This window comes from Enterococcus aquimarinus (assembly GCF_001885765.1).
In the GTDB taxonomy this organism is placed as follows: domain Bacteria; phylum Bacillota; class Bacilli; order Lactobacillales; family Enterococcaceae; genus Enterococcus_I; species Enterococcus_I aquimarinus.
This window is the reverse complement of the sequence record NZ_JXKD01000022.1, coordinates 1-25,040: the sequence shown is the minus strand read 5'-3', so window position 1 is coordinate 25,040 and position 25,040 is coordinate 1. Positions and strand designations below refer to the sequence as shown.

The following is a 25,040-nucleotide window of genomic DNA, read 5'->3' as shown; positions in this document are numbered from 1 at the left end:
TAAAATAGTGGGTTTTCTCGCCCGCAAATTCGATAAAAACATTCGAGTAAGCCTTTTCATTTTTACTGTTGACCTAGCATAACAGGTTTTTATTCAATAAGATAGCCTTTCAAAAAAGTTTTGATAGTTCGTTGAATCTTCCTTCCTCACTTTGTTCAATTCGTACAAACAACATTTACCCTAAAAATTCAAATCGAAAAGGGAACGAATTGAAGGGATCTCCTGAAACGGTTGATTAGAAATTAATCTTCAGGCTGTATAACTTTTAATGTTGATGACTAAAATCCGTATTATTCCTCAACATTTTTTTCGGATCAATTATTTTTTTGATGCTAGACTCATCACTTAAACATTTTCTTTTATCATTTCTTTCATCGTTTGACGAAATAGACATCAAAAAGAGTTGAAATACTAGCGGATCGAAGAAAAATGCCTTGTGTCAGCTACGTTAAAAGACGAAATGTGAATGACTCTAGGTTCGTGCTTCAGCACGTACCTAGAGTTTGAAGCTTTCGAGCTGAACGTCTCGCAGCCCCCATAAAAGGCGATTTTTCATAGGGTAGCGCGAAATGTCATCCACATTATTGGGTGAAGAGACAATATTCATTTACAAAAAATAAAAAAAGAGCCAAAATCCTCATATAATAAGGATTCTGACTCTTTAACATTCAAAAAGAATTATTTAACAGTTACAGATGCGCCAACTTCTTCTAACGCAGCTTTCAATGCTTCAGCTTCTTCTTTAGCAACGCCTTCTTTAACAGCAGCAGGAGCGCTATCTACTAAACCTTTAGCTTCTTTTAGTCCTAAACCAGTTGCTTCACGAACTGCTTTGATAACTTTAACTTTTTGATCGCCAGCAGAAGTTAATTCAACAGTGAATTCTGTTTGCTCTTCAGCAACAGCGCCACCAGCAGCAGCTACAGCTACAGGAGCAGCAGCAGATACGCCAAATTCTTCTTCGATTGCTTTTACTAAGTCATTTAATTCTAAGATTGTTGCGCCTTTTAGCTCTTCAACAATGTTCTCAATGTTTAATGCCATTTTAAGTTCCTCCATTTAATAGATAATTTTTTTGTGTTTAAGCAGCGATTAAGCTACTTCTTCTGAATCTTTCTCTGCAACTGCATTGATTGCGTAAGCCACGTTGCGGACTGGCGCTTGTAATACAGATAAAAGCATAGATAAAAGACCTTCGCGGCTTGGTAATTTCGCCAAAGCAGTAACTTCTTCCAAAGTTGATACTTTACCTTCGATAATACCGCCTTTAATTTCCAATGCTTTTGCTTCTTTTGAAAATTCATCAATGATTTTCGCAGGTGCAACAACATCTTCGTTACTAAATGCAACAGCAGTTGGTCCTGTAAATACTTCATCCAAACCTTCTAATCCTGCTGCTTTCGCTGCACGTGAAAGGATTGAGTTTTTGATAACACGGATTTCAACATTTGCGTCGCGTAGTTGTTTACGTAATTTTGTTACTTCATCTACAGTTAATCCACGGTAATCGACGATCACCACAGATGCAGCTGTTTTGAATTTTTCTGTTACTTCTTCAACGATAGCGGCTTTTTTAGCAATAATTGCTTCACTCATTATTAATTTCACCTCCTGATTTTGATGGAAGAGCCTCTATAAATACAAAAAGCCCTATGCCACCGTAGACATAGAGGGACTATTGAATGTTCTCATCAATAAACGTCCTCGGTAGGAATTATGACTAGTGTCACCTACTGTCTTCGGTACAGTTAATATTTAACCTCAGTCATCGTATCACAGATACAATGACTGAGTCAAGTATTTATTGTCTAATTAAAATGAATCTGTTGCTACGTGAACACCAGGTCCAAAAGTAGTCGTTACTGAAATGTTTTTCATGTATTGACCTTTAGCTGCTGCAGGTTTTGCTTTGATTAATACGTCATGAATTGTTTTGAAGTTCTCAACTAATTTCGCATCGTCAAATGATACTTTACCGATTGGAACATGGATGTTTCCAGCTTTATCAACACGGTAAGTAACTTTACCAGCTTTTACTTCTTCGATTGCTTTTGTAACGTCCATTGTTACAGTGCCTGTTTTAGGGTTAGGCATTAAACCTTTAGGACCTAAGACGCGACCTAATTTACCCACTTCAGCCATCATATCTGGAGTCGCTACAACAACATCAAAGTCGAACCAGCCATCTAAGATTTTTTTAGCTAAGTCGCCTTCGCCAACGTAATCAGCACCAGCAGCTTCTGCTTCTTTTGCTTTTTCGCCTTTAGCGAATACTAAAACAGATTGTGTTTTACCAGTTCCGTTAGGTAATACTACTGCTCCACGGATTTGTTGATCTGCTTTCTTAGGGTCTACATTTAAACGGTAAGCAACTTCAACCGTTGCGTCAAATTTTGCAATGTTTGTTTCTTTTGCTAATGCTACAGCTTCTTCTACTGAGTAAGCTTTAGTAGCGTCAATTTTTTTCAATGCATCTTGCATTTTTTTGCTTTTTTTAGCCATTTTGTGTTTCCTCCTTATGTGGTTTTAACGGTAGAACCTCCCACGTATCCTATATCTTTCAACATAGTACGAACCGAGAAGCTACTTCGTTAGGGTTGTAGAAATTACTCTACTGTAATCCCCATGCTTCGTGCAGTTCCTTCAACCATACGCATTGCTGCTTCAAGCGATGCTGCGTTTAGGTCTTCCATTTTCAATTCAGCGATTTCTTTTACTTGATCAGCTGAAACTTTTGCAACTTTATCTTTGTTCGGTGTACCTGAACCTTTAGCAATGTTAGCAGCTTTCTTTAATAATACTGCTGCTGGTGGTGTTTTTGTAATGAAGGTGAATGAACGGTCTTCATATACAGAAATCACAACTGGAATGATTAGTCCTGCTTGGTCAGCTGTACGAGCGTTGAATTCTTTTGTGAATCCCATAATGTTTACGCCTGCTTGACCTAATGCTGGTCCTACTGGTGGAGCTGGTGTTGCTTTCCCTGCAGGAATTTGTAACTTAACGATTTTATCTACTTTCTTTGCCACGAGACATACCTCCTTGAGTCCGTGATGTGGTTAATTGGAGATACAAATTTCTCCTCCCACTTACTACTTCATATTGCGAGCATGCATGCACAGACACACACACTCCAAACATTATAACAAAAAAAATCAAAAACACAACACTTTTTACTCAATTATTCTGTTCCCATCATTTCTTTTGTTAAGCGCTGTGCCGTTGGGGTCATCGCTAAGCCCCCTTCTGCGGTCTCTTTAAAGATTGCCGGCATTTGCCGTCCGACTTGATACATCGCCGCAATCACTTCATCTGCCGGAATCACACTTTTGATCCCAGCAAGTGCCATATCTGCGGAAATAAAGGCTTGGGAAGAACCTAGCGCATTACGTTTCACACACGGGACTTCTACTAAACCCGCGACCGGATCACAAATTAAACCCATCATATTTTTTAAGGTAATGGCAACAGCTTGGGCGGATTGTTCCGCACTGCCGCCTTTTGCCCAAACTAATGCAGCAGCTGCCATCGCACTAGCTGAACCAATCTCAGCTTGACAACCACCTTCCGCTCCTGAAATCGAGGCATTATTCGCCATGACTAAGCCAAATGCACCTGCAACAAATAAAAAATCAAGTTGTTGCGCACGAGTCATGCCTAATGGTTCACGGCAAGCCATTAAAACTCCTGGAACAACACCCGCACTTCCGGCAGTAGGTGTCGCACAGACTAAGCCCATTTTGGCATTGACTTCATTAACAGCAATCGCATTACGTACCGCATTTAAAATGATTTCTCCGCTTAAAAATTCTCCCGCTGAAAGATAGGCATTCATACGCGCCGCATCCCCTCCGGTTAATCCTGTCACCGAAGTCACCCCTGCCACACCTTCAATTATTGATTGCTCCATTACTGTTAAGTTGCGCTCCATTAGTTGGAGGATTTCTTCACGAGAACGACCGGTGAGTGCAATCTCGGTCGCAATCATTAATGCTGCAACAGAATCATAATTTTTGCTTTGTACGATTAGTTCTTCGATTGAATGAAACATATTTTTACTCCTCTACTCAAAATAGGACGCGCTATATACCGCATCCATTTGTTGAATTTCTGCTAAAAAATCATCCCGGCGCTCATCCGTCTCAATAATCATAATCGCTTTTTCACCTTTTGATTCACGCGTGACCGTCATGGTACCAATATTGACATCCGCTTGCGAGAATAGTTGGGTGATTTTTGCAATCATACCAGGAACATCTTGTTGGACAATCACAAATGTCGGTGTTCCTAGCGACAAGGACAGCTTAAAGCCATTGACTTCAGAAATTTGAATATTCCCGCCGCCAATCGAGATGCCGGTCACTGTTAATTTATGTGCGCCTTTGCTAACTTTTAATTGCACCATATTCGGATGCTCCGCTTTTTCTTTTTTTGGAACAAAACAAACTTCCATTCCTTGTTCATGCGCAATTTTTAATGAGTCAGCTAAATGCTCGTCGTCGGGTTCCATTCCTAATAATCCCCCAACCAGTGCAATATCGGTACCATGACCGCGATACGTTTTTGCAAAAGATTCATATAAATAAATATCGACACTTGTTGGTTGTTCCCCAAAAATACGACGCACGACTTTACCGATTCTTGCCGCGCCAGCTGTATGGGAACTGCTAGGTCCCACCATGATCGGCCCAATAATATCAAAGACACTCCGATACTTTAATTGATCCATGATTTACTCTCCACTCCCTCGTATAAAACAATTCATCATTCTCCTTACATTACAATGTCAGCGAAGACAAAACAAGCGCTCTTGATGAATTTTATCAAATATTTTCTTTTATGAATCAACAAAAAAAAGAGCCACAACAACTCGCTGTTTAGACTCTTCTTTCACGTATTCAATTAATCAATTTTGTCAATTTGATCGAAATCAAGTTCCGTACTGGTTTCACGACCAAACATTTCAATATTGACTTTTAATTTTTGTTTTTCTTCGTCAATTTCTGTTACTTGACCTTCTAAACCAGAAAAAGCACCTTCAATCACTTTGATGGTTTCGCCGATTTCTAAGTGAAGATCATTATTCCGAACGTTCATTCCTAATGAACGTAAAATAGAATTAATTTCTTCTGGTAGTAACGGTGCAGGTTTACTTCCAGCGCCATGTGACCCAACGAATCCTGTAACACCTGGTGTATTACGAACCACGTACCATGATTCATCTGTCATCGTCATCTCAACTAATACGTAACCTGGGAATGTCTTGTTGATTACTTCTTTTTCTTTGCCATTTTTTACTTCTGTTGCTGTTTCTTCAGGGACAACGACACGAAAAATATAATCCCCCATTCTCATACTTTGAGCACGAGATTCAATATTTGCTTTTACTCGGTTCTCATAACCTGAATAGGTATGTAATACGTACCAGCTTTTTTCAAAAGATTCCATTTTTGATTGACTCCCTATCATTCTTTGTCTTTTATCCAAATAAAAAAACCTCAGACAATCCGAAGTTTTTTTCTCAAGTATGATTATACCATTTTTTCTAAGTTTCTGCTAGTGAAAATCATTTACACTTATTTCAAAATCCAGCTAAAAATGGTTTGGATGCCGGTATCCATTACATAAAATAAAAGTGCAAAAACAAGTGATGTTTCTACTACAATGATTGTATCTTTACGTAATTGTTTCCCACTTGGCCAAGTGACTTTTTTCATTTCTTCTTTGACGTTGCTTAAAAATTTCATACTTTCGGCCTCCTTTATTTCGTTTCGCGATGAAGTGTGTGTACTTTACAATACTTACAAAATTTCTTGATTTCTAATCGTTCAGTCTTTTTCCCTTGGCTTACTGCTTTTGCGTAGTTACGGGAACCACAGACGGAACAAGCTAAGGCTGATTTATTTACTGCCATTTCACGGCCTCCTTTGTTTCAAAAAAACGAGAGTCACTAATAGTAAATCTATCACGATTTTAAAAAACTGTCAATTCTATCTATGCCTTTCTTTATTTGTATGATATTATAATCAAGTTAGAAATAGATGAAATTTGGAGGAGTAAAAATGTTATTAGAAACTATCGTCACTCCCAAGAAAGACTTGACGATTGTAACCGAATCTCTGACTTTGGCAGAAGCACTCGAGATTTTAGAAGCGTCCAATAATCGCTGCGTGCCTATTTTAGATGAGGATCATCAATTATTTAGGGGAAATATTTACCGTATGCATATTTATCGCCACCTCGCCAGTCATGGAGACATGAATTTACCGGTTACTTACTTATTAAAAAATGCGACGAAATTTATTTATAGTGATTCTTCCTATTTTAATCTCTTCTTTTCAATGAGAGACTTACCATATATTGCCGTGTTAAATGAACAAAAAGAATTTCTTGGCATCTTAAGCCACGAAAAAATGTTGAATGCTTGGTACGATCGTATCGGATTGGATAATAGCAGTTATACATTAACCATCGAAACCAATGGTAAACAAACAGACTTGACGGCGATTACCAAAATTGTTTCAAAAGTATCGCCCATTCTCAATTGCTTGACGCTAAACCTTGTTCCAAGTGAGACGAAGCAAGAAGTCTTAATCTCATTGCCAGAAACAGTCGATGAAGAAACAAAAAATAAAATTATTTACCGTTTAGAAAGAAAGAAATTTCACGTAACCCGTGTTGATTCTAGACTACCCGAACCACGTGAATTTGAATATGAAAGCAAATCATATTAAGTCATAGCGTTGAAAGGATAAAATACGCTAAAAGAAGTTGTTCATTTAATCAGCCAAACAACGAGCGAAGCCAGCCAGGAATAAATTAAAGTAATGGCAGAATTCGTCTGTGTCTCACGTAATTTATCCCAAATTTCTGATCAATTACTTGCAAGTATTCAATACTTCCAGATTAAACAAGAGTAAAAAAACAAGCGAGCACCTTCTCATTATTGAGAGCGTGCTCGCTTGTTTTTCTATTATTAAACTCTTTGTTCAAAATCAACCGTTTTGTTAATCCAATACATGACAGGTGCGGAAATTGTCATAATGATAAACTCACTTAAAGCAGTCGTTGCAAACGTTGGCCAAAATGGTAAATCGGCCGTCATCATTAACATTAACGCAATCATGAACATGCTCGCTGTAAAAAAGAGAACGTTCAAGGCTAAGCGTGCTTTCATATTTGGAACGATTTTATGTAAACTTGCTGTCAAAAGAAGCGCTAAAAGCGTCTGTCCGCCACCAAAAACAACATCTAAAATCCCAAATCCAAAAAATAAATTATAAATAATGACGCCTCCAAAGACGCCCCATAATAGTTTCCGATTAAAAACCACTAAATGGTTTAAACTTTCTGATAACCGAAACTGAATGGCTCCTGATGAAAAAGGCAATACTAAACTTAATACCACGTATAGCCCCATGATAATCGCATTTGCGGCAATTACTTTGACTCCATTACTATTTTTACTCACTCTTTTTTCCTACTTTCTCCAAGTTTTTTTGACGCGGGATGGTTGATGAACCGCAAGTGGTATTATAGCATACCCTTCTCTAGAGTCAACCAACGTTTTTAGCCGTCAAATCCTTTTCTAACGAGATAATTCCGGGTCATATTGATTGCCGTAAAGACAACTTTAGGGACTCTCTGATGATTCAATGGAGAGCCAAACTTTATGAGTTTAAACAGTTGTAAACGCTTGCATTTTGTCGAATATATGCTATACTACAAGTGTAAGGAGACATAGGAATTCCCAGTAAAGTAGCCGAAAAAGGTGCTACTAGAACAGAGTTGTTGTGAGTCTTTCAAATAAAACATAAAAGGAAGTGGGAATTTGAGCAACTCCTTACTAATTGAATAGGAATTCGATGAGTTTACACCCTTATGAAGTGGACATAAGAACCTTCTAGTGTAAAGTAGATGTAAAAGGTCTGAAAAGCACTTGAACCAGACAAACAGCGAAAAAACTCTCATCGGATTCTATTTTTTTGTCTTTTTTTCTCTTTTTCGTAATTCATGGTATAATAATAAGAAATTCTTAAGAGCTGATGAGGTTAAGCATGTTGACATTCCATTATCATATCATTATCAATCCTGCTTCTGGTGGTGGCAGTGGGAAACAAGCCGGTAATGACATCATTGAATTATTAAAAAAGAATCAATTTCTTTTCTCAACTTATTTCACTCAATATCCAGGTCACGAGCGATTATTTGCCAAAGAACTCATTGAGTCGACTCTTGTCCCTTGGGAAGAAGAATCGATTCCTTCTGATCACCCTTTTCCCCTTCTGATTGTTTTGGGTGGTGACGGCACCTTACATCAAGTCATTGATGAGTGTCATCGTTTAGATAGCGAGGTTCCGATTGCCTATATTCCAGCAGGTTCGGGAAATGATTTTGCACGCGGTTTTGACCTTTCGCGTGAGGCAATCAAAGCTTTTTGGAATATCGTCAAGACAAAAGAGCCCCAAACAATTTCTATTCTCTCCTACCATGAACAAATTTCAGGGACAACAGGGATTGCGTTAAATAATATTGGCATTGGGATTGATGGTGCCGTTATTCATCAAACAACTCAAAAAGAGACCAAAAAACACCTTAAAAAGTTTAAACTGAATTCAATGGCTTACATTGTTTCAGTTCTTAGTGTCTTATTTAAACAATCAGGCTTTCCCATTCTAGTTGAAGCAAACGGACAAGAGTGGAATTTTAAAAAAGCTTTTTTATGTACGATTACCAACCATCCCTATTTTGGTGGGGGCATCGCCATCGCACCTTCTGCTAACAATAACATTCCAGAATTCGAATTTGTATTAGTTGAGCGACACTCACTTTTTAAAATCTTTTTCTTAATTGGAATGCTCATCTTTAAAAAACAAGAAAAATCAAAGGATTTCGTTCATTTTGCAACGAGTAAATTACGGCTCACTTCGACCGTTCCTCAATACGGACAAGCAGATGGCGAACTATTGCCAGAAAGTTCATTTGATCTCGTAGTGACACCTATCACGCAACAAATGTGGTTTTGTTGAGTACTCATTTTGAAATCATATCAAAAACGCCAATCTCGTCGTTCAGCAAGCGACAACATTGGCGTTTTTTTGTCATTCTCTTTATGCATTCAATAAAAAATCAAACGGGGATATCTCGCCCATTCCAATCATCGGATCCACCTGTTCCTCTTCGACCATTTGAATAGTTAGAATCGTTTCTTCTACTGGCGTCTTTCTTGGCACATCGTTTGTACTGAGCGTCTCCTCAGAATCTTTTACAGTCGGTGTGTCGACCGTTTGTCCCTTTTGATGAGTATCAGGATGGGCGACCTCCGACTCTCCTAAGGTTGTTCCAAGAAGGCGTGATTTTAAAGCAGTCAACCGCACATGCGATTCTTGCTCAATACTTCGTTGATACGCAGAAGGTTCCCCGAGTAAAATTAACATTTCTTTGCTTCGCGTCACCGCCGTATAGAGTAAATTCCGTTGTAACATCCGCCGATATTGATGCACCATCGGCAAAATGACCATCTTGAATTCACTCCCTTGCGCTTTATGAATCGAACAACAATAAGCCAAGGTCAATTGTTGCCATTCGTTTCGCGTAAAACTGACTTCATTTAAATCAAAACGAATCAAGAGTTCATCGACTTTGTCTTCTGAATCTTTCGCATACGTAATGCCGACAATTTCTCCCATATCCCCATTAAAGACGTTTTTTTCAGGAATATTTTGTAATTGTAATACTTTATCCCCAATTCGATAAACGGATTCATTAAATTGGACTTCTTTTTTTCGTCCATCTGGATTTGGATTAAAAATCGATTGCATCATTTGGTTTAATGCGTTAATTCCTGCAACACCACGATACATCGGAGCAAGCACTTGAATATCTTGGGCGGTAAACCCTTTGTTTTTCGCTTTCGTCACGATGTTCGCAATCAACGGCTCAATCTGATGGGCTTCACAACGAAAATAAGAACGATCTTTTTGGTTTTCCAATAAATTTTTTGGCATTTGTCCATTTTTGATTTCATGCGCTAAGGGGATAATACTCGAACCATCACCTTGACGATAAATTTCGGTTAATTCTTGCTTTGGAATCATCGGGATTTCCAGCAAATCATGCAAGACTTGACCGGGTCCAACCGATGGCAGTTGATCTTTATCACCGACTAAAATGACTTGCATCCCGTCAGGAATCGCTTTTAATAAGGTATTGGCTAACCAAGTATCTACCATCGACATTTCATCGACGATTAACAATCGTCCTTCCACCTCTTTCGTTCCTTCTTCTGGCGCTTTTTCGTGACTATTTAAGCCTAATAAACGATGGAGTGTACCACTAGGTAATCCAGTCGTTTCGTTCATCCGTTTCGCCGCTCGTCCCGTTGGTGCGGCGAGTAAAATCGGAAAAGCTTCTTCGGTATTTTTTTTAAGATCGAGTTCAATGTCATGGAGTTCTGCAAAAATTTGGACAATCCCATTGATAACAGTTGTTTTACCTGTTCCCGGACCACCCGTTAAAATGAATAACGGCGATGAAACAGCTGCCTTAATCGCTTGTTCTTGTGAAGGACCATAAGTGATTCCTAATTGTTTTTCTGCTTTACGAATCAATTGATTTAATTTCTTTTCTGGATACTGAAGGGTGTCATTGTCATCGAGTAATCGCTGGATCTGTGTCGCAATCCCCATTTCTGAAAAATACAAACTATTCTCAAATAGATTGGTACCCTCTTGCTGAATTTTCCCTTCTTCTACCAACTCAATCACACAGTCAGCTAAAGCTTCCGCTTGAATTTCAACCGGGCGACTATTTTCTAAAAGAAACATCGCTTGTTCTAATAACATTTGAGCAGGAACGTAAGTATGCCCAGTTTGCAGACAATGATGCATGATTTGATACAAAATCGCTGCACGCAACCGCTGTGGGGAAGTCGCACTGATTCCGATTTCTTCCGCGATTTGATCGGCTTTTTTAAACCCAATCCCTTCAATGTCCTCGACAAGACGATACGGATTTTCTTCAATCATCTCAAGTGCTTCATTTTTATACATCTTGTAAATCGCAAAGGCAAGATGACTGCTAAAGCCATAACGATTCAACCCGACAATCACTTGATCCATCCCATAGTTCAGGCGCAACGTTTCCACGAGTAGCGTTCGTTTTTTTTCATTTAATGATGGAATTCCTTCAAGTAAAGTCGGATCTTCCAAAATACGATCAATCGCTTCTTCTCCGAGCGTTTCAATAATTCGTTCTGCCGTCCGTTTTCCGATTCCTGGGAACTTTTCACTCGACAAAAATTGAATCAAGCCATTTTCAGAAGTCGGTTGCTCTTTTTGGTACGTTTCAACTTGGAGTTGGCGTCCGTACTTTGGATGCTCCACGAAGACACCAAAAAAACGATACAATTCATCTTCTTGAATATCACCAAAATTCCCCGTTACGACAATTTCGTCATCGGTATTATCGCTATTGGTATCGGTGATTTTAATCAAGATCACTTTATAAAAGTTCGACGGGTTTTGATAAAAAATAGCGACAACTTTGCCGACTATATACATTCTTTCAGACATCGTTGCTCGCTCCTTTCAATGTTCATCTCAATTAATCAAGTTTATCATTTTCGTAATGATGAGTGCGTTCTAAGTTCGGGAATCCTTGTTGACGTAACGCTTCATAAACAATCATACAGGCTGTATTCGATAAATTCAATGAGCGAACATGTTCATCATTCATTGGAATTCGTAAACACTTCTCGGCATTGTCACGCATGAAATCTTCTGGTAAACCAGTCGTTTCTTTCCCGAAAATGAAGAAATGATCTTCTCCATCTGCATAATTCATCTCACTATATGTTTTGTTCGCAAATTTTGAAATTAAATGTAACGGACGTTCTCCTACAAACGCTAAAAAATGTTCTAGGTTTGGATGGTAATGAATCTCCACGTCATGCCAATAATCTAAGCCGGCACGCTTCAATTGTTTATCATCGACAGAAAATCCTAAAGGTTCAATTAAATGTAATGGCGTATTGGTCGCAGCACACGTTCGAGCAATATTTCCAGTATTAGCTGGTATTTGTGGTTCAAATAAAGCGATATGATTCACGGTCTTCCCTCTTTTTCTGTAAATTTACATTTTGTCAAAAAAAAAACGTACCAACTCGGTGTCTAGCACGGCGAGTCGTTACGTTAGTGAAGTTCTTTTCACTAACTTTTATCAGAACAGGATGCTGATAAAAACCAATGAAAATTAACTTGTTCTTAATATACCACGTCATTGTGAGGAATTCAATAAGATTTTATAAGAATCTTCACATAATCTTCCTATTTTAGTCAGAAATCCGACCAATTAGGATGTCCAAATCAATGGTTATCCTTTTTAGCGGGTTTTTCTGTAATTTTTCTTTTATTTCCATCGAAACGCCCCATTCTAATGGTGACATTTCTAGGAGAGAAAGTTGACAGGATTCAGGGATATCAAAGACATAAGTTAGCGTTTGACGCTCACTTTCACGAAATGTTTCTTGAAACTTTTCAACGACTGCTTGATTCGAATAGTGTTGTTTTTTCTCATCTTCGGGATAAAAAGCCGCGCGAAGTTCTTTTAAATAGCCACTTCTTGGAACAACTTTAATGAGTTGACCGCCATCAACTAGTACCCGTTGAAACTCTTGATAGTTTGAAGGAGAAAAAATATTTAAAATGGTTGTAAAACGGTCTTCTTGAAAAGGTAAGTTGGTTAAATCCGCTACACACCAAAAGACATTTTCTCCGTAATCTGAAGCTAAATAGATTCCTTCTTTTGAAATATCAAAACCAACACTCGGCAAAAGCGTCGCTTGCTCATTTAATTGCTGCAAGAAACTCCCTTCTCCACACCCTACATCTAAGATTCGTTGATTTTGACAAAACGGTTGTAATAAATCTAGAAGAGGTTGATACATGCCGTGTACGATTAATTTCCGACGATGTTCAAACATTTCTTGATCGTAATCTGTTTTTATCTGATGATTTAAAAAATAGAGGGTACCTTTTTTCGACACATCAAAACGATGGCCTTCAAGGCAAACGAGCGCTTTTTCCTGCGCATGCATCATTTGATGGCACGTTGGACATCGAAATAAGTCACTTTGTGTTTGAATAAACATCGCACCGCGCTCAATTTTTTTTAACATCTTTCTTCACCCACACTTTCTTTCTTACTTTAGCATATTTTTATGCTAAAATGTGAAGACAATGTAGAAAATATTGAAGGAGTTATGAAAATGCTAAAAGAATTTTGTGCTGAAAACTTTACAGATGTTCCCCAAGCCATTGCCAATGGAGCCAAAAGAATTGAACTTTGTGATAATTTGACTGTGGGTGGGACGACTCCTAGTGCTGGAGTGATTGAAAGTACTGTCGCCTATGCTCACGATCACGGGGTTCCTGTGATGACGATTATTCGTCCGCGTGGTGGCGATTTTGTGTACAACGATTATGAATTAAAAATAATGGAAACCGATTTGATTGAAGCCAAAAAATTAGGAACAGATGGCGTTGTCATTGGCTGTTTAACAGCTGATGGTGACCTTGATGAAGAAGCACTTGACGTCTTAATTGATCGCGCAATTGGCTTGCCTATTACGTTTCATATGGCGTTTGATGCGATGCCGGTAGAAAAACAGTTTACCGCGATTGATTGGCTCGCTGAACATGGTGTCGACCGCATTTTAACGCATGGTGGCCCAGCTGGGGTTCCAATCAGCGAACACTATGAACACTTAAAAGCGTTAATCGCTTATGCCAATGGTCGGATTTTGATTTTACCTGGTGGTGGCATTACGCATGAAAATGCAGCCGAAGTCGCACAAACGCTTGGTGTTCCAGAAGTCCACGGAACAAAAATTATCGCGCTCTAACGAAAGATAACTCAAATCAACAAAAACCGCCCCAAAAGCGATCAGTCCATGATGCTTTTGAGACGGTTTTTTGCAATGCAATAAAGAAGGAAACGATTTCCCTATAAGCGATTGATTTATTTTAGAATGGTCGCTAAAAAGGCTGTTAGGGCATCTTTTGTAATGAAGACGTCACCCATTTGTTTTTGCATGACTGCAAAGAAGATTTCCGAAACATGTAAGAGCACTTCTTCTTGCGTCTGAGCATCCGGTCGATCGGCCCAGACTGCCACTGCCACGCCTGGTAATTGCGTCGTATCTACCGCAACTACTTGTTCTTGTGGCCACATATCTGGTGTCCACGAATCGATTATTTTTTCATAAGTCGGATACGTATACCCCGCATGTTCACCTAACACATAATAAAAATAGTTATCATTAAAATTGATAACGGTATATCCTCGATCAATAAACGTCGAGACAGGTGCCATGTGTTGGTTCCATTTTGTCCAGTAGGTAATTTCGACTGCTTCCGAAAGTTTCACCACTTCTGCTCGATTCAAGCGGAAAAACCCGTCATTCCAAACTTGTGGAATAAAACCAAAACCATTGATTGCTTCAATAATTCGATTCACATACCCAACAAAGGCATCAATTCCTTCTGCAGACTCACCGTAAACTTCTTTGGCATAATCTTGAAGTTGCGGATAAGCTTCCATTTCATCAAAATCAACGAATTCATCGGCTCCAATATGAAAGTACGTGCTACTTGAAAAGAGGGCCGCGTATTCTTTGTAAATTGAAAGAATAAACTCAACCGCTTCTGGATTGGTGATATCTAACGCGGTGGGATTTTTTTCAAATTCCCCTTCTGCATTTTTCTTTTCGAGTTGCCACTCCGGCCGGTTTTTTAATAGTTGTTTTAAATGACCCGGACTATCAAAATCAGGAATAATCTCGATACCACAACATTGCGCATACTGAATAATCTCGATGACATCGGCTTTTGATAAGAAATCATCCGAAACAATTTCTGGTGCCGTATCGCACGCGATTCGGAAGCCTTCGTTTTCAGAAAAATGTAATTGAAGAAAATTAAACTGAGCAAAACTCAAAACATCAATAAAGCTGAGAATCGTCTCTTTCGAAAAGAACTTCCGCCCCATATCTAGCATAAAGATTCGACGCTCTTGAGCCATCTGAACAAGCGTTTCACCCTTATTTAGTTGACCTAAATGTTCTCGTAATAGAGCGTACGTGGCTGTTTGAAGAACCGCCTGCTCAGATTTCCCTGTGATTGTAATGGTTTCATTTTTTTCGATCTTATTGTCTGTCGCTTGACGATCTAACTGTAAAGAAATTGCTCCTTTTGCCGTTGTTTGAGAAATTTTCCCTGGAACACCATTGATTTTTTGAATCAATTGGTTGAAACGTCGTGCAATGATTAATAAACTCGGATCATTGATTGCTAAGATCCACTCATTTTTTCTCGTCATCAGTACGCTCCCCTCTTGTAAAACCATGTTGATTAATCACGTTTTTCATCCAATAACTACTTGCTTTATCTGAACGACGGTAGTTATCGTCGCGGTTAATTCGGTAATAACCATAACGATTTTTATACGCATTTAACCATGACCAGCAATCAGAAAACGTCCACATATGGTAGCCAAAACAGTTGCTGCCTTCCTCAATTGCTTTTGCGAGATATTCTAAATGCTCTTCTAAAAATTCGATCCGGTAATCATCTTGAATAATGCCGTTTTCGTCCATGAATTGTTCTTCGCCTTCTACACCCATACCATTTTCAGAAATAAACCACGGCATATTCCCATAGTCATTTTTCATACGCATCGCAATCGTATAGATACCTTCTGGGAAAATCTCCCATCCACGGTGCGGATTAATGCGTTTTTCAGGCCAATTATAACCACGTGCCCACGCTCCTGGTGATTGAGCTGGAAAGACTGGATTTTCTGGTGCTTGCACTCGTAGTGGTTGATAATAATTCACACCGACGTAATCGACAATATTATTTTCAAAAATCGCACGATCTCCTGCAATGGTTGTCGGTAATAAGTCACTTTCACGCAACATCTCGATCAATTCTTCTGGGAAGTAACCGAGTGCTACCGTATCGACAAAACTACGAATGTAAATTAAGTCTGCTTTATGGCGCGCTTCTTGATCGGCCGGCTCTTCACTTTTCGCGTAAACCGGTGACAAGTTTAAAATAATCCCGATTTTCCCATCATTATGAGGATTGGTTCGATAAGCTTCTACCGCTTTCGCGTGTGCTAACATCGTATGGTAACCAACTTGAATCGCTCGTTTGAAGTCACGAACTTTTGGCCAATGGGCATCTCCCATATAGCCACATTCAATGTGGACTAGTGGTTCATTAAAGGTTGCCCATGTCTTGATTAAATCACCGAATTGTTCAAAAGCCGTTTTTGCATAAAAAGCAAAATGATCAACGGATTCTCTCGCTTCCCAACCGCCTTTTTCCATTAACCACCATGGCATGTCAAAGTGGAATAAGTTGATAATTGGTTCAACGCCATTATCAAGCATTTCTTGGAAATAGTTACGGTAAAATTCAACCGCTTTTGGATTTAACGTTTTGCCATCTGGTAATAGACGCGTCCAGGCAATCGATGTCCGATATGAGTTCATATCCATTTTTTTCATTAAAGCGACATCTTCTTTATATTGGTAATAAACATTCGACGTGTCGTTTGGTCCTACTTGGTCAAAAAACAATTCTGGTTCCATTTCAAACCATTTATCCCATGTCGATGGACTCTTACCATCCGCTAATGCAGCACCTTCTGTTTGTGGGGCAGACGTTGCCGCACCCCATAAAAAATCTTTTGGAAATTTTATCATTAATCTCACTCCTCCTAATCGAATCTTATCTTCACTCTACTAAGAAAACGAATACATGACAATATGTGTTTCTCTTACAGCGCTTTCGCAAGGAATACACATCAGTGATTTTGCGCGATATCTAGCCCTTTTTGTTGCCGTTTAGCATCCCACGCTAACCATTTTTCTAAAAACCAAGCATAACTAACACTAAAGAGAAATCCCGTCAAAACCGCAAACACGCCATAGGTTAATAAGCCTAACACTAAGACGGAGAGGTTCAAATGACGAATCATCTTCGCTAAGTTTCGTTGCGGATTTTTTTGATAAAGCACGAGCGCAATCACATCCACACCGACTGTCGAAGAACCTTCTGATAAACAACAATAATAACCAAAAGAAATCAACAAACAAGCGAGTAAAAAATCGATGGGAAACGTCGTCATGAGCGTAAAAGGCAATTCATAAAACAACGTAAAGAAGAACATGTATGAAAGACTACTCACGATTGATTTCATTAAACTCGCTTTTCCTAAAAATAACCCACAAATCACTAACAATAACAGCGTTAAACCATTTGATAACCAAGGCAAGGGAAGCTGTGTGATTTTTTGTAAAACTAACGAAAGGCTCGTCACGCCTCCGTTGATAATCCCTCGTGGAACCATCCATTTCGCATAAGCTAAAGCTAAAAGGATATTCCCAAAAATAATTTTAGCCATGCCACGCACGCGTACATGCGATTGTCTTTGTCTCATCTTATCCCATCCAATATCTTCCTTCATTCATTAAAACAGACTACTTCGTGACCGTTGATGCATAATCGATTTGGTAGACTTCGAATAACGCTTCATGATCCAAGGTTTGGTTCAGTGTTTCAAAAGAGACGGTTTCTTGCGTCGCTAACAAGCGAATATCTTTGATTCCGGCCGGTAGATCATGGATTTCTAAGGGTAGCATCTCCCCTTTTTCGTGGAAAAGATACAGTCTGTGCCCTTTTTTAGTCGCGTACCAGCCACGTGGTAATGGAGCGTCAACTGGGCGCGTTTCATAAATCCCATCGCCAAATGTCGCCAGCCATCTACCTAATGGTTTTAAAATCGCTTTTGCCTCATTCGAAAGTGTCCCATCTGGCTTGGGGCCAAAACCTAAGATAATATTACCGCCCATCGCCACCACTTTTACCACACTCTTTAGTATTTCAGCGAACGTTTTAAATTCATCATTGGCACAAAATCCCCAATTTTTAGCTAAAGGGATATTACTCTCCCACGCCTTAGTCGGTGGCACATCTGGTATTTTGCGTTCCGGAGTCACATAATTTTCATGAATGCCCCCAATACTACGGTCAACCACTAAAAGATCCGGTTGGTTTCGGCGAACGTCCGTGACAATGCGCGTCATATCTAATTGCTCATGGCGTTTATTGACCCAACCACCATCGAGCCACAAAATATCTAAATCACCATAATTTCGCGTGATTTCCACCAGTTGGTCATGAACAAATTGATCATATTGCGCCCAACGTTCCGGATATTCCAATGGGTCATAACTTGCATATCGTCCTTTTGGTCGCTCACCAGGTACCCAGTACAACGGTGAATGCCAATCGGGTTTTGAATAATACGCGCCGACACTCAACCCTTCATTGCGAAAAGCAGTCGCGACTTCACCAAAAATATCGGCCCGTGGATCTTTGGCAAACGGACATGGCTCACTCGTCACTTTATAATCTGAATAGTTTGTGTCATACATGTTAAAGCCATCGTGATGCTTCGTCGTAAAAATCATATAGCGAAAACCCGCTTCTTTACACGTTTTTGCCCAATCCGCTGCATCAAACTTATGGGGATTAAATTGATAATGCAAGTTCCAGTAATCTTCCCGTAATTCATCAATGTCGTTGCGCCAACCACCACGTTTTCGGGCCCAGTCATCTTCTTTCTGATAACTGCCACGATTCAACAATACTCGCATTTGTATAGATTCCCCAGTGAAAAATCACACCAATTTTTTGGTCTTGAAACCATTCGAGTTTTCTTAGAATGTTTTCGGGTAATTCTGAGTAGCTTTCATACGTCGCCTCTAAATTTTCTTCAATGTCTAAGTGTTCATTGGTCATGTCAATCCCTCCTCTAGTTAACTGTTCACGCTATTGACTCAGCAATGAGATGATTCCTTTAACGGTCACCCCTACTCTACTTAGTCACAGAAGTGAAGACAATATGTATTCCTGTTAGAACGCTTTCATCCTAGATTACATAGTTTTTTGAGCCTCTTTTACTTGAAACCTTTCCTTTTACGCAAAAAAGAGACAGAGGACGGATGAACGTCTTTTGTCTCTTTCGGTTATTTTTATCTAGCGAGTTAACGATTAATGGAACGCGCCATGATTTGAATCGTATGCTTCATTCCACGAATCGCAACTGATAAGTGGTAAATATTTTCGCAAGGTGCAACCCCGCTATAGCCGGCATCGCCAATGTGTTGCAAATCAACGCCACACATTTTATTCCATAACGCAATTTGACGGATGGTTTCCGGCGAGGCACTTTCTTGACTCGTACCAATTGCTGACATGGTTAACATGCCTAAGCGCTTCGCAAGTTTCACAGCAGCTTTTAGTTCTTCTTGATCAAATCCTGGAACTGTTCCAACCGCTGGTAAGAGTAGAATATCTGCCCCTGCTTTAGCAAATTCATGAATCGCCTCAGGTGTCATGATTGGTTCATCGACACCTGAACTATGCATTTTCCCAGCAATAATTAATCCTTGAAAGTTTTCTTTCCCCACTCGAATCGCTTCTGTAATTTGCTCATTCGTGACACCTGTCCCAGGATTCCCCGTTAAACAAATATAATCCACACCTAGTTTTTGAGCCGCTTGGAAGGTCGCTGCGGTACTTTTACGGCCATTACCAATTTCAACCTTTTGCCCCATGGTTGCTTGATTTGGCGCAACTGGTTCTAAATTAATTCCAATTAAACGGCCCGTCAAATGTTTTAATTCAGCAATTGGATTGCGTGTATTTTTTTCTGGATGCGCCCAGTAATCAAATGCTTCAGATAAACCAATACCGGGTAAGCCAATCACGACCGGATTAAAACAATCAAACAGATTGAGTAGTAACATATCTGCTCCAAACGCTGCCGCTAATTCTGCATTGGTCGTACTGTCAGTGGCTGTCGCCGAACAACAAACATTTTCACTCACAATGACACGTCCTTCACTCGCTTTAATTGCTTCAAACATGTCTTCGCGATTCATTTGACGAACTTCTGATGCTGTTGCACTAATTAACCTTTTAACCATTATGATATCCTCTTTTCTATTCTATCGATTTTTTTCACGAAATTGTCCAGGAGTCATCCCAACAATCGTTTTAAATTTACGCGTATAGTTCGATACATCATAGTAACCAGCAGCTGTAATAATATCTTTAATCGGTGCACCTGTTTCAATTAAATCTCGTTTAATTTTTTCGAGACGACGATCTTGAACATATTTCGAAAACGTTACGCCACTTTCTTTTTTGATAAAGCGACTTAAGTAGGAAACAGAGACATCAAATTCCTCTGCGACTTGTTCTAACGAAAATTCTTGTGACGTATAGTGTGCATCCATGTAGGAGAAGATATCTTTTTGTAATTGCGATTCTTGATTTTTTGGATTTTTTTGCACAACACAACAAATTCGTTTGCTCATTGCGAGTAATTCTTTTTCAAGTTCAAAAATATTCGAAAAATCTGCGGCCGCTTCTGCTTCTTGGAAAAAGTCTTGTCCCACAATCTCAACGCCGCTCGTCACGACACTATTTAATAGGTAGTAACTATAGAGCTTCATCCCAGCAATTGTCGGTTGCTCTTTAATCCCTTTTTGAACCAGCTCATGAATCGTCTCTTCTGCAATCTCGTAATTCCCTTGTTGTAAACTTTGACGCAGTTTCAACTGCTCTTCTGTTGGATAAGAAAAAGTTTCTTTTTTCTTCGTATGCTTAATGTCATTAAAGAATAAAATTTGATTCGGTAAACCGGAAATCGTGTGATATTCCAAGGCCGCTAATCCTTCAATATAGGAGAGATTAACCGCACTTAATTCTTTGACCACACCCCCGACACCCACGGTTGGAGCGACGACATTTTCTAACACAATTTTTGCGACAATTTCTTTGACGACTTTTTGTGGATCACTATTTTTACCCAAGCTCACTAATAACGCAATAGCCTGACTAGATAATAATTCTGATCCATACGCTTGGTAATTTTCGCCTGAAAGATCGTCCAGGAAACTCATCAAAAATTCTTGGTTTTGGATACTCGTTGTCGTTGTGACCATTTTTGTATCGACTAACATGACAAAATAGCCATGACTATATAGTTTCACATTCACCGCTTGAAGCAATAAATCAATTTCTTGATTGTCTTTAAAACGTCCCATTAAGAGTTTTCTAAGAACTTGTTCTCTCGCAAGTGGCGTTTGGCGTTTGATTTCTTGATGCAGTTCTTTGTTTTGTTTTAAGAACGTCACCACGTGATTTCCAATTTTATCCAAGCTGTCTAATTCTTCATCGCCAGAAGCATCACCCATTTGTTGCTCCATCAATTTTTCTAACTCATGAATCGGTTGATATTGGCGGCGACCTATAAAGATAACCACCACTACACCACTCGCAAGTAAGAACATGACGATTGTCAAAGAGCGTAATTGGGTTTTCTTGACATCTTTTAAAGCAAGACTCCCATTGGTTAAGGCCGCATAGGTAATGCCAAAATCTTCATCTTGGACGGTACTAATCCGAAATTCACCTTCACTGGTTTTCTTCGATTCTTCTTTCAGTAATGCTTCGACTTGCAATGGACGATACATCATTTCAGGAATATCATCCATCGTGGATGCCGCCAGTAAGCGATAATGTTTATCCAACATCAACACTTTTCCCGACTCTTGGTCAATCGCTTTTTCTAGCGCTCGTTGAATATCCAGCATTTTCATCGTGTACATCACCGTGCCATATGGGCTACCTTCTGCTGAAGTTAACGGGACAAAATAAGACATTAAACCGAGACTATCATCAAACGAGACTTTCGGGACTGTATAAATTAATGGAACATTGGTACTAAGCGATTCTCTTAGACCTTTCTCCTCAAACACAAATAAATCATATCTTCTTTCAATAAAGGTTGAAAAATCCATTTGTCCACTCGCTGAATACAATTTGTTCGGTTGATCATAAAAATAGATGTATAATTCTTCGATTAAATTACTATAAATTTTGTAGCGTTGTAACTCTTTAATCATTTCTGTTGCATAGTATGGATGCGTTGCCATTTTCTCGGTTAAAGAAGGATTGTAAGTCATTTGTTTCGTAATCAAATCTAACTGACTCAAATTTCCGGACATAATCGATTGCACTTGAATCAATTGATTTTTCGCCGATAAGTCAATTTGATCATTGATACTTGTCGTTGACGTCCGATACCAAATAAAAGAGACGATTGAAAATGGGAGCAAAAACACTAATAAATAGGAAAAAACATACCGACGAAAAGTCTGTGTTTTAAATTTAAAGCGGATTTGTCTAAATGATCCGAATAGCTTTTTCATAGCGTATCAGCCCTAGCTTCTGTCTTTTTCATTCCTTGTAAAGCAAACCACATCACTGGCACAATAATCAACGGTACACCGGCAATAATCAGTAAAATCGGGATCCCCACATAAATCGCCATAATGACAAACGTTCCAACTAACATCGCAATCGCTTCCGTTAAGTTCGTAAAAAATAAGGTAACCGCTTGTCGAAGGTATTGCTTATACGTTAATTCATAACGGCATAGTACTGGAAAAACGAACAAACAGGTTCCTAAAAACAAAATGAATAACAAAATTAGCCCGTAATGAACGATGGCTGATTGGATATATGTTTTATTCACTTGTAAGTCGAAGGTTAAAAATCCTCCCACCGCTAGCATCGTGTATCCCAGATAATTACTCATTTTAAAATATTTTCGATAAAATTGTCCGTACTCCTCACGAATTTTCACGTATTCTTTTCCACGAATAAAGAAAAGATAAATCACTTGAAAAACCGCAGCTAGTGCCGGAAAGACTCCGAATAAAACGGCTCCTTTTAACGCATATAGAATAAATAAAAGTTGCAAGTATAGACCATCAATAATGGTTTGCCCCAAAACATAGCTACCTTTAATGATTCCTTTCATTTCTCTCATTTTTTGTTGCCCCCCTAAAACTTATAAAAAACCTACATGTAATAGCTTACCATAAAACAAGCGAATTTTTTAGTTAAAATCGATGAAAATGCCCTAAGAATTGTCTGTTCTTATGATTTATTTAAGGCAAACTTGAAGCGTTCTCATATAAACAACATTTGTGACTACTCTAAACTTATTTTACAACGTTTCCCACATAATAAAATAACATGCATGGACAGGTAGATTTCAATTTATCTATCCAAATTTCCAGTGAAAAAAAGCGAAGATCAACGATTTTCTCGATGTCTTCGCTTTTGGTTGTATCATCAAAAAATTACTCAGCACTTGCCCAACGATCGTAAGCTTGTTGATGCACACTTACGTATTCTTCTAAGCCCATGCTTTCAAGTGTTTGCACGTATTTATCCCAGTTTGAGATTGGTTCTAATCCAGTGATAAATTTCGCTTCCATTTGTTCAACATATGTTTTTAAATCAGTTGCAGCGTCACGAACTTTATCAGACTCTTCCGTTGTTAAGTATAATAATGGGAAAGTCACTTTCGCAAACGGTGTGATTTTCTCTTCCGTTTCAGCCGTTAAGAAATCTTGGAATGTTGTATCACTAACCGCATTCGCATCTGGTAAAACATTTGAACTTGGATCTGAAGGGAATTCAACTTTTGGTACCATGATACCGTAATCTGGTGTTACTTTTGAACGTGCTTCTTCAGACTCAGTTGGATCAACACCTTCTGCAAAGACGCGAACTTGTTCGCCTTTATCATTTTCAGCATACACCCAGAAATCGCCCTCTGGACCTTTGTTTAAGAAATCTGCGCCTTCTTCACTGTAGAAATAATCAACCCAACGTAACGTTGCTTCAGGTGAAGGATTATTACTTGTAATCGCGAATGTTGAACGACCCATACGTGGGCTACCTGGCGTTACACGCTCTGTATTAATATCTGACGTTAATGGGTAGAACATTGGATCCATCACAGCTTCATTTTCTTGACGACCTGTCGTAAAGAAAGAGAACCAATCTGGGAATAATCCGATTTGATTGTTTTGACCTTTAGCTTTCTTTTGCTCATCCGCTTGCGAATAAACTTCTTGGTCTAATAATTTTTCAGAATATAATTTATTCATAAATGTCACATATTCTTTGTAGTTTTCAGTTACTGGTGTAAACACGACTTTACCATCGATTTCTTCAATCGTACGGTCCGTAATTCCAAATGCTGACATTAACCATGGACGAGTTGAATCCATTTTCACATCTGTCAATGGAATTTCATCTTTTTTGCCGTTACCGTTTGGATCTTCATCACGGAAGCGAACGAGTAAGTCATAAAATTCATCCGTTGTTTTTGGAAGTTCCGTTACGCCTAACGCATCTAACCATTCGCCGTTATACCAGATTGGTCCACGAGGCCAAATCGCTGTATTTCCGCGGTGAATCATTGGTAATGAGTAAATATGACCGTCCGGTGTTGTAATTGACTTACGAACATCTGGATTTTCTTCTAATACTTTACTAAAATTCGGCATATTTTCCGCAATTAGATCTTCAATTGGTACTAAAATTCCTTGACTACCATAGTCCATTTCCATCGCTGGTGTCAATGTGTTCGTATCGGTACCGAATAAAACATCTGGTAAGTCACCACTTGCAAATGCTAAGTTTAACTTTGTGCCAAAATCAGCTACCGGAGGCGTCGTAAACGTAAATTCGATATTTGATTTTTCGGCCATTCCTTTGAAAAAGCCCATATCTGCCCATTCAGATGCGCCTGTAGAAGGACCCATCATCGTCATTGAAAGTTTTTCTTTTACAACAGGAAATTCTCCAGCTGTGCCTAATTCTACTTCTGTTTTTGTATTTTCTTTGTCTCCGCCATTACCACATGCTGCAAGTAACACACCACATGCGAGTAAGCTGACTAGTACTTTCGTTTGTTTCATTTCTAATTCTCCCCTTGAATCTTTTTTATTAAATCGGCTAAAGCCGTTTTAAACGAATGGATGATACTTTTTTATCCTTTAACAGAACCAACCAACATTCCTTTAACGAAATACT

25 protein-coding genes and 1 other annotated feature are annotated in these 25,040 nt (G+C 39.0%); of the genes, 3 read left to right on the top strand and 22 right to left on the bottom strand.

The window, feature by feature from the left end; all coding sequences use genetic code 11:
* Nucleotides 1–678 precede the first annotated feature (678 nt).
* The 9 genes from rplL to rpmG all read right to left on the bottom strand — a co-directional run bounded on the left by rplL (nucleotide 679) and on the right by rpmG (nucleotide 5,914).
* On the bottom strand, nucleotides 679–1,044 hold the full coding sequence (gene rplL, locus RU93_RS11155; RefSeq protein WP_071875712.1) for a 50S ribosomal protein L7/L12: 366 nt from the start codon (nucleotides 1,042–1,044) through the stop codon (nucleotides 679–681).
* Between the two features lie 48 nt (nucleotides 1,045–1,092).
* On the bottom strand, nucleotides 1,093–1,596 hold the full coding sequence (gene rplJ / locus RU93_RS11150) for a 50S ribosomal protein L10 (protein ID WP_071875711.1): 504 nt from the start codon (nucleotides 1,594–1,596) through the stop codon (nucleotides 1,093–1,095).
* 36 nt (nucleotides 1,597–1,632) lie between these two features.
* Nucleotides 1,633–1,761 (bottom strand) — a sequence feature (ribosomal protein L10 leader region).
* A 51-nt stretch (nucleotides 1,762–1,812) separates the two neighbouring features.
* Nucleotides 1,813–2,502: a 50S ribosomal protein L1 gene (gene rplA, locus RU93_RS11145; protein ID WP_071875710.1), complete on the bottom strand. Its 690-nt coding sequence runs from the start codon at nucleotides 2,500–2,502 to the stop codon at nucleotides 1,813–1,815.
* A gap of 104 nt (nucleotides 2,503–2,606) precedes the next feature.
* Nucleotides 2,607–3,029: a 50S ribosomal protein L11 gene (gene rplK, locus RU93_RS11140; protein WP_071875709.1), complete on the bottom strand. Its 423-nt coding sequence runs from the start codon at nucleotides 3,027–3,029 to the stop codon at nucleotides 2,607–2,609.
* Between the two features lie 152 nt (nucleotides 3,030–3,181).
* Complete coding sequence (gene sdaAA, locus RU93_RS11135; RefSeq protein WP_071875708.1) at nucleotides 3,182–4,051, bottom strand: L-serine ammonia-lyase, iron-sulfur-dependent, subunit alpha; 870 nt, start codon at nucleotides 4,049–4,051, stop codon at nucleotides 3,182–3,184.
* A 12-nt stretch (nucleotides 4,052–4,063) separates the two neighbouring features.
* Nucleotides 4,064–4,729 carry an L-serine ammonia-lyase, iron-sulfur-dependent subunit beta gene (gene sdaAB, locus RU93_RS11130; protein WP_071875707.1) on the bottom strand — a complete coding sequence of 222 codons (666 nt, stop codon included), beginning with the start codon at nucleotides 4,727–4,729 and terminating at the stop codon, nucleotides 4,064–4,066.
* 173 nt (nucleotides 4,730–4,902) lie between these two features.
* On the bottom strand, nucleotides 4,903–5,448 hold the full coding sequence (gene nusG / locus RU93_RS11125) for a transcription termination/antitermination protein NusG (protein WP_071875706.1): 546 nt from the start codon (nucleotides 5,446–5,448) through the stop codon (nucleotides 4,903–4,905).
* Nucleotides 5,449–5,576: 128 nt separating this feature from the next.
* The gene (gene secE, locus RU93_RS11120) at nucleotides 5,577–5,747 is read right to left on the bottom strand and encodes a preprotein translocase subunit SecE (RefSeq protein WP_071875705.1); all 171 of its coding nucleotides are present in this window, start codon (nucleotides 5,745–5,747) and stop codon (nucleotides 5,577–5,579) included.
* 14 nt (nucleotides 5,748–5,761) lie between these two features.
* On the bottom strand, nucleotides 5,762–5,914 hold the full coding sequence (gene rpmG, locus RU93_RS11115) for a 50S ribosomal protein L33 (RefSeq protein ID WP_071875704.1): 153 nt from the start codon (nucleotides 5,912–5,914) through the stop codon (nucleotides 5,762–5,764).
* A 148-nt stretch (nucleotides 5,915–6,062) separates the two neighbouring features.
* On the opposite strand from rpmG, the gene cbpA reads away from it, so the two are divergent.
* Complete coding sequence (cbpA, locus tag RU93_RS11110) at nucleotides 6,063–6,734, top strand: cyclic di-AMP binding protein CbpA (RefSeq protein WP_071875703.1); 672 nt, start codon at nucleotides 6,063–6,065, stop codon at nucleotides 6,732–6,734.
* A 242-nt stretch (nucleotides 6,735–6,976) separates the two neighbouring features.
* Here the strand turns inward: cbpA and RU93_RS11105 are convergent, their stop codons facing one another.
* The gene (locus RU93_RS11105) at nucleotides 6,977–7,471 is read right to left on the bottom strand and encodes a QueT transporter family protein (protein ID WP_071875702.1); all 495 of its coding nucleotides are present in this window, start codon (nucleotides 7,469–7,471) and stop codon (nucleotides 6,977–6,979) included.
* Between the two features lie 589 nt (nucleotides 7,472–8,060).
* Between RU93_RS11105 and RU93_RS11100 the strand changes: the two genes are divergently transcribed.
* Nucleotides 8,061–9,029, top strand: a complete 969-nt coding sequence (locus RU93_RS11100; RefSeq protein WP_071875713.1) for a diacylglycerol/lipid kinase family protein — start codon at nucleotides 8,061–8,063, stop codon at nucleotides 9,027–9,029.
* Nucleotides 9,030–9,110: 81 nt separating this feature from the next.
* Here the strand turns inward: RU93_RS11100 and recD2 are convergent, their stop codons facing one another.
* The 3 genes from recD2 to RU93_RS11085 all read right to left on the bottom strand — a co-directional run bounded on the left by recD2 (nucleotide 9,111) and on the right by RU93_RS11085 (nucleotide 13,177).
* The gene (gene recD2, locus RU93_RS11095) at nucleotides 9,111–11,573 is read right to left on the bottom strand and encodes an SF1B family DNA helicase RecD2 (RefSeq protein WP_071875701.1); all 2,463 of its coding nucleotides are present in this window, start codon (nucleotides 11,571–11,573) and stop codon (nucleotides 9,111–9,113) included.
* 31 nt (nucleotides 11,574–11,604) lie between these two features.
* On the bottom strand, nucleotides 11,605–12,108 hold the full coding sequence (trmL, locus tag RU93_RS11090; protein ID WP_071875700.1) for a tRNA (uridine(34)/cytosine(34)/5-carboxymethylaminomethyluridine(34)-2'-O)-methyltransferase TrmL: 504 nt from the start codon (nucleotides 12,106–12,108) through the stop codon (nucleotides 11,605–11,607).
* Nucleotides 12,109–12,331: 223 nt separating this feature from the next.
* A complete protein-coding gene (locus RU93_RS11085) occupies nucleotides 12,332–13,177 on the bottom strand; it encodes a methyltransferase domain-containing protein (RefSeq protein WP_071875699.1) in 846 nt (281 codons plus the stop codon).
* A 90-nt stretch (nucleotides 13,178–13,267) separates the two neighbouring features.
* Here RU93_RS11085 and RU93_RS11080 point away from each other — a divergent pair, with 90 nt between their 5' ends.
* A complete protein-coding gene (locus RU93_RS11080) occupies nucleotides 13,268–13,903 on the top strand; it encodes a copper homeostasis protein CutC (RefSeq protein WP_071875698.1) in 636 nt (211 codons plus the stop codon).
* A gap of 116 nt (nucleotides 13,904–14,019) precedes the next feature.
* Here the strand turns inward: RU93_RS11080 and RU93_RS11075 are convergent, their stop codons facing one another.
* The 9 genes from RU93_RS11075 to RU93_RS11035 form a co-directional block, all read right to left on the bottom strand.
* Nucleotides 14,020–15,378 (bottom strand): family 20 glycosylhydrolase, encoded by a 1,359-nt coding sequence (locus RU93_RS11075; protein WP_071875697.1) that lies wholly within the window; start codon nucleotides 15,376–15,378, stop codon nucleotides 14,020–14,022.
* Nucleotides 15,362–16,771, bottom strand: coding sequence for a glycoside hydrolase family 1 protein (locus RU93_RS11070; RefSeq protein WP_071875696.1), 1,410 nt, complete (start codon nucleotides 16,769–16,771; stop codon nucleotides 15,362–15,364). Before RU93_RS11070 ends, RU93_RS11075 begins: the two co-directional genes overlap by 17 nt.
* A gap of 101 nt (nucleotides 16,772–16,872) precedes the next feature.
* Entirely contained in the window at nucleotides 16,873–17,508 is a 636-nt protein-coding gene (locus RU93_RS11065; protein ID WP_084131422.1) for a YitT family protein, read from the bottom strand.
* Between the two features lie 40 nt (nucleotides 17,509–17,548).
* A complete protein-coding gene (locus tag RU93_RS11060; protein WP_281246339.1) occupies nucleotides 17,549–18,727 on the bottom strand; it encodes an alpha-L-fucosidase in 1,179 nt (392 codons plus the stop codon).
* Entirely contained in the window at nucleotides 18,684–18,872 is a 189-nt protein-coding gene (locus RU93_RS12365) for an alpha-L-fucosidase (protein ID WP_071875693.1), read from the bottom strand. The genes RU93_RS11060 and RU93_RS12365 overlap by 44 nt, the downstream gene beginning before the upstream one ends.
* A 245-nt stretch (nucleotides 18,873–19,117) precedes the next feature.
* Nucleotides 19,118–20,062: a DUF7916 family protein gene (locus tag RU93_RS11050; RefSeq protein ID WP_071875692.1), complete on the bottom strand. Its 945-nt coding sequence runs from the start codon at nucleotides 20,060–20,062 to the stop codon at nucleotides 19,118–19,120.
* A 21-nt stretch (nucleotides 20,063–20,083) separates the two neighbouring features.
* Entirely contained in the window at nucleotides 20,084–22,354 is a 2,271-nt protein-coding gene (locus RU93_RS11045; RefSeq protein WP_071875691.1) for a helix-turn-helix domain-containing protein, read from the bottom strand.
* A complete protein-coding gene (locus tag RU93_RS11040) occupies nucleotides 22,351–22,977 on the bottom strand; it encodes a YesL family protein (protein ID WP_071875690.1) in 627 nt (208 codons plus the stop codon). Before RU93_RS11040 ends, RU93_RS11045 begins: the two co-directional genes overlap by 4 nt.
* A 316-nt stretch (nucleotides 22,978–23,293) precedes the next feature.
* Complete coding sequence (locus tag RU93_RS11035; protein WP_071875689.1) at nucleotides 23,294–24,925, bottom strand: extracellular solute-binding protein; 1,632 nt, start codon at nucleotides 24,923–24,925, stop codon at nucleotides 23,294–23,296.
* Nucleotides 24,926–25,040 lie beyond the last annotated feature (115 nt).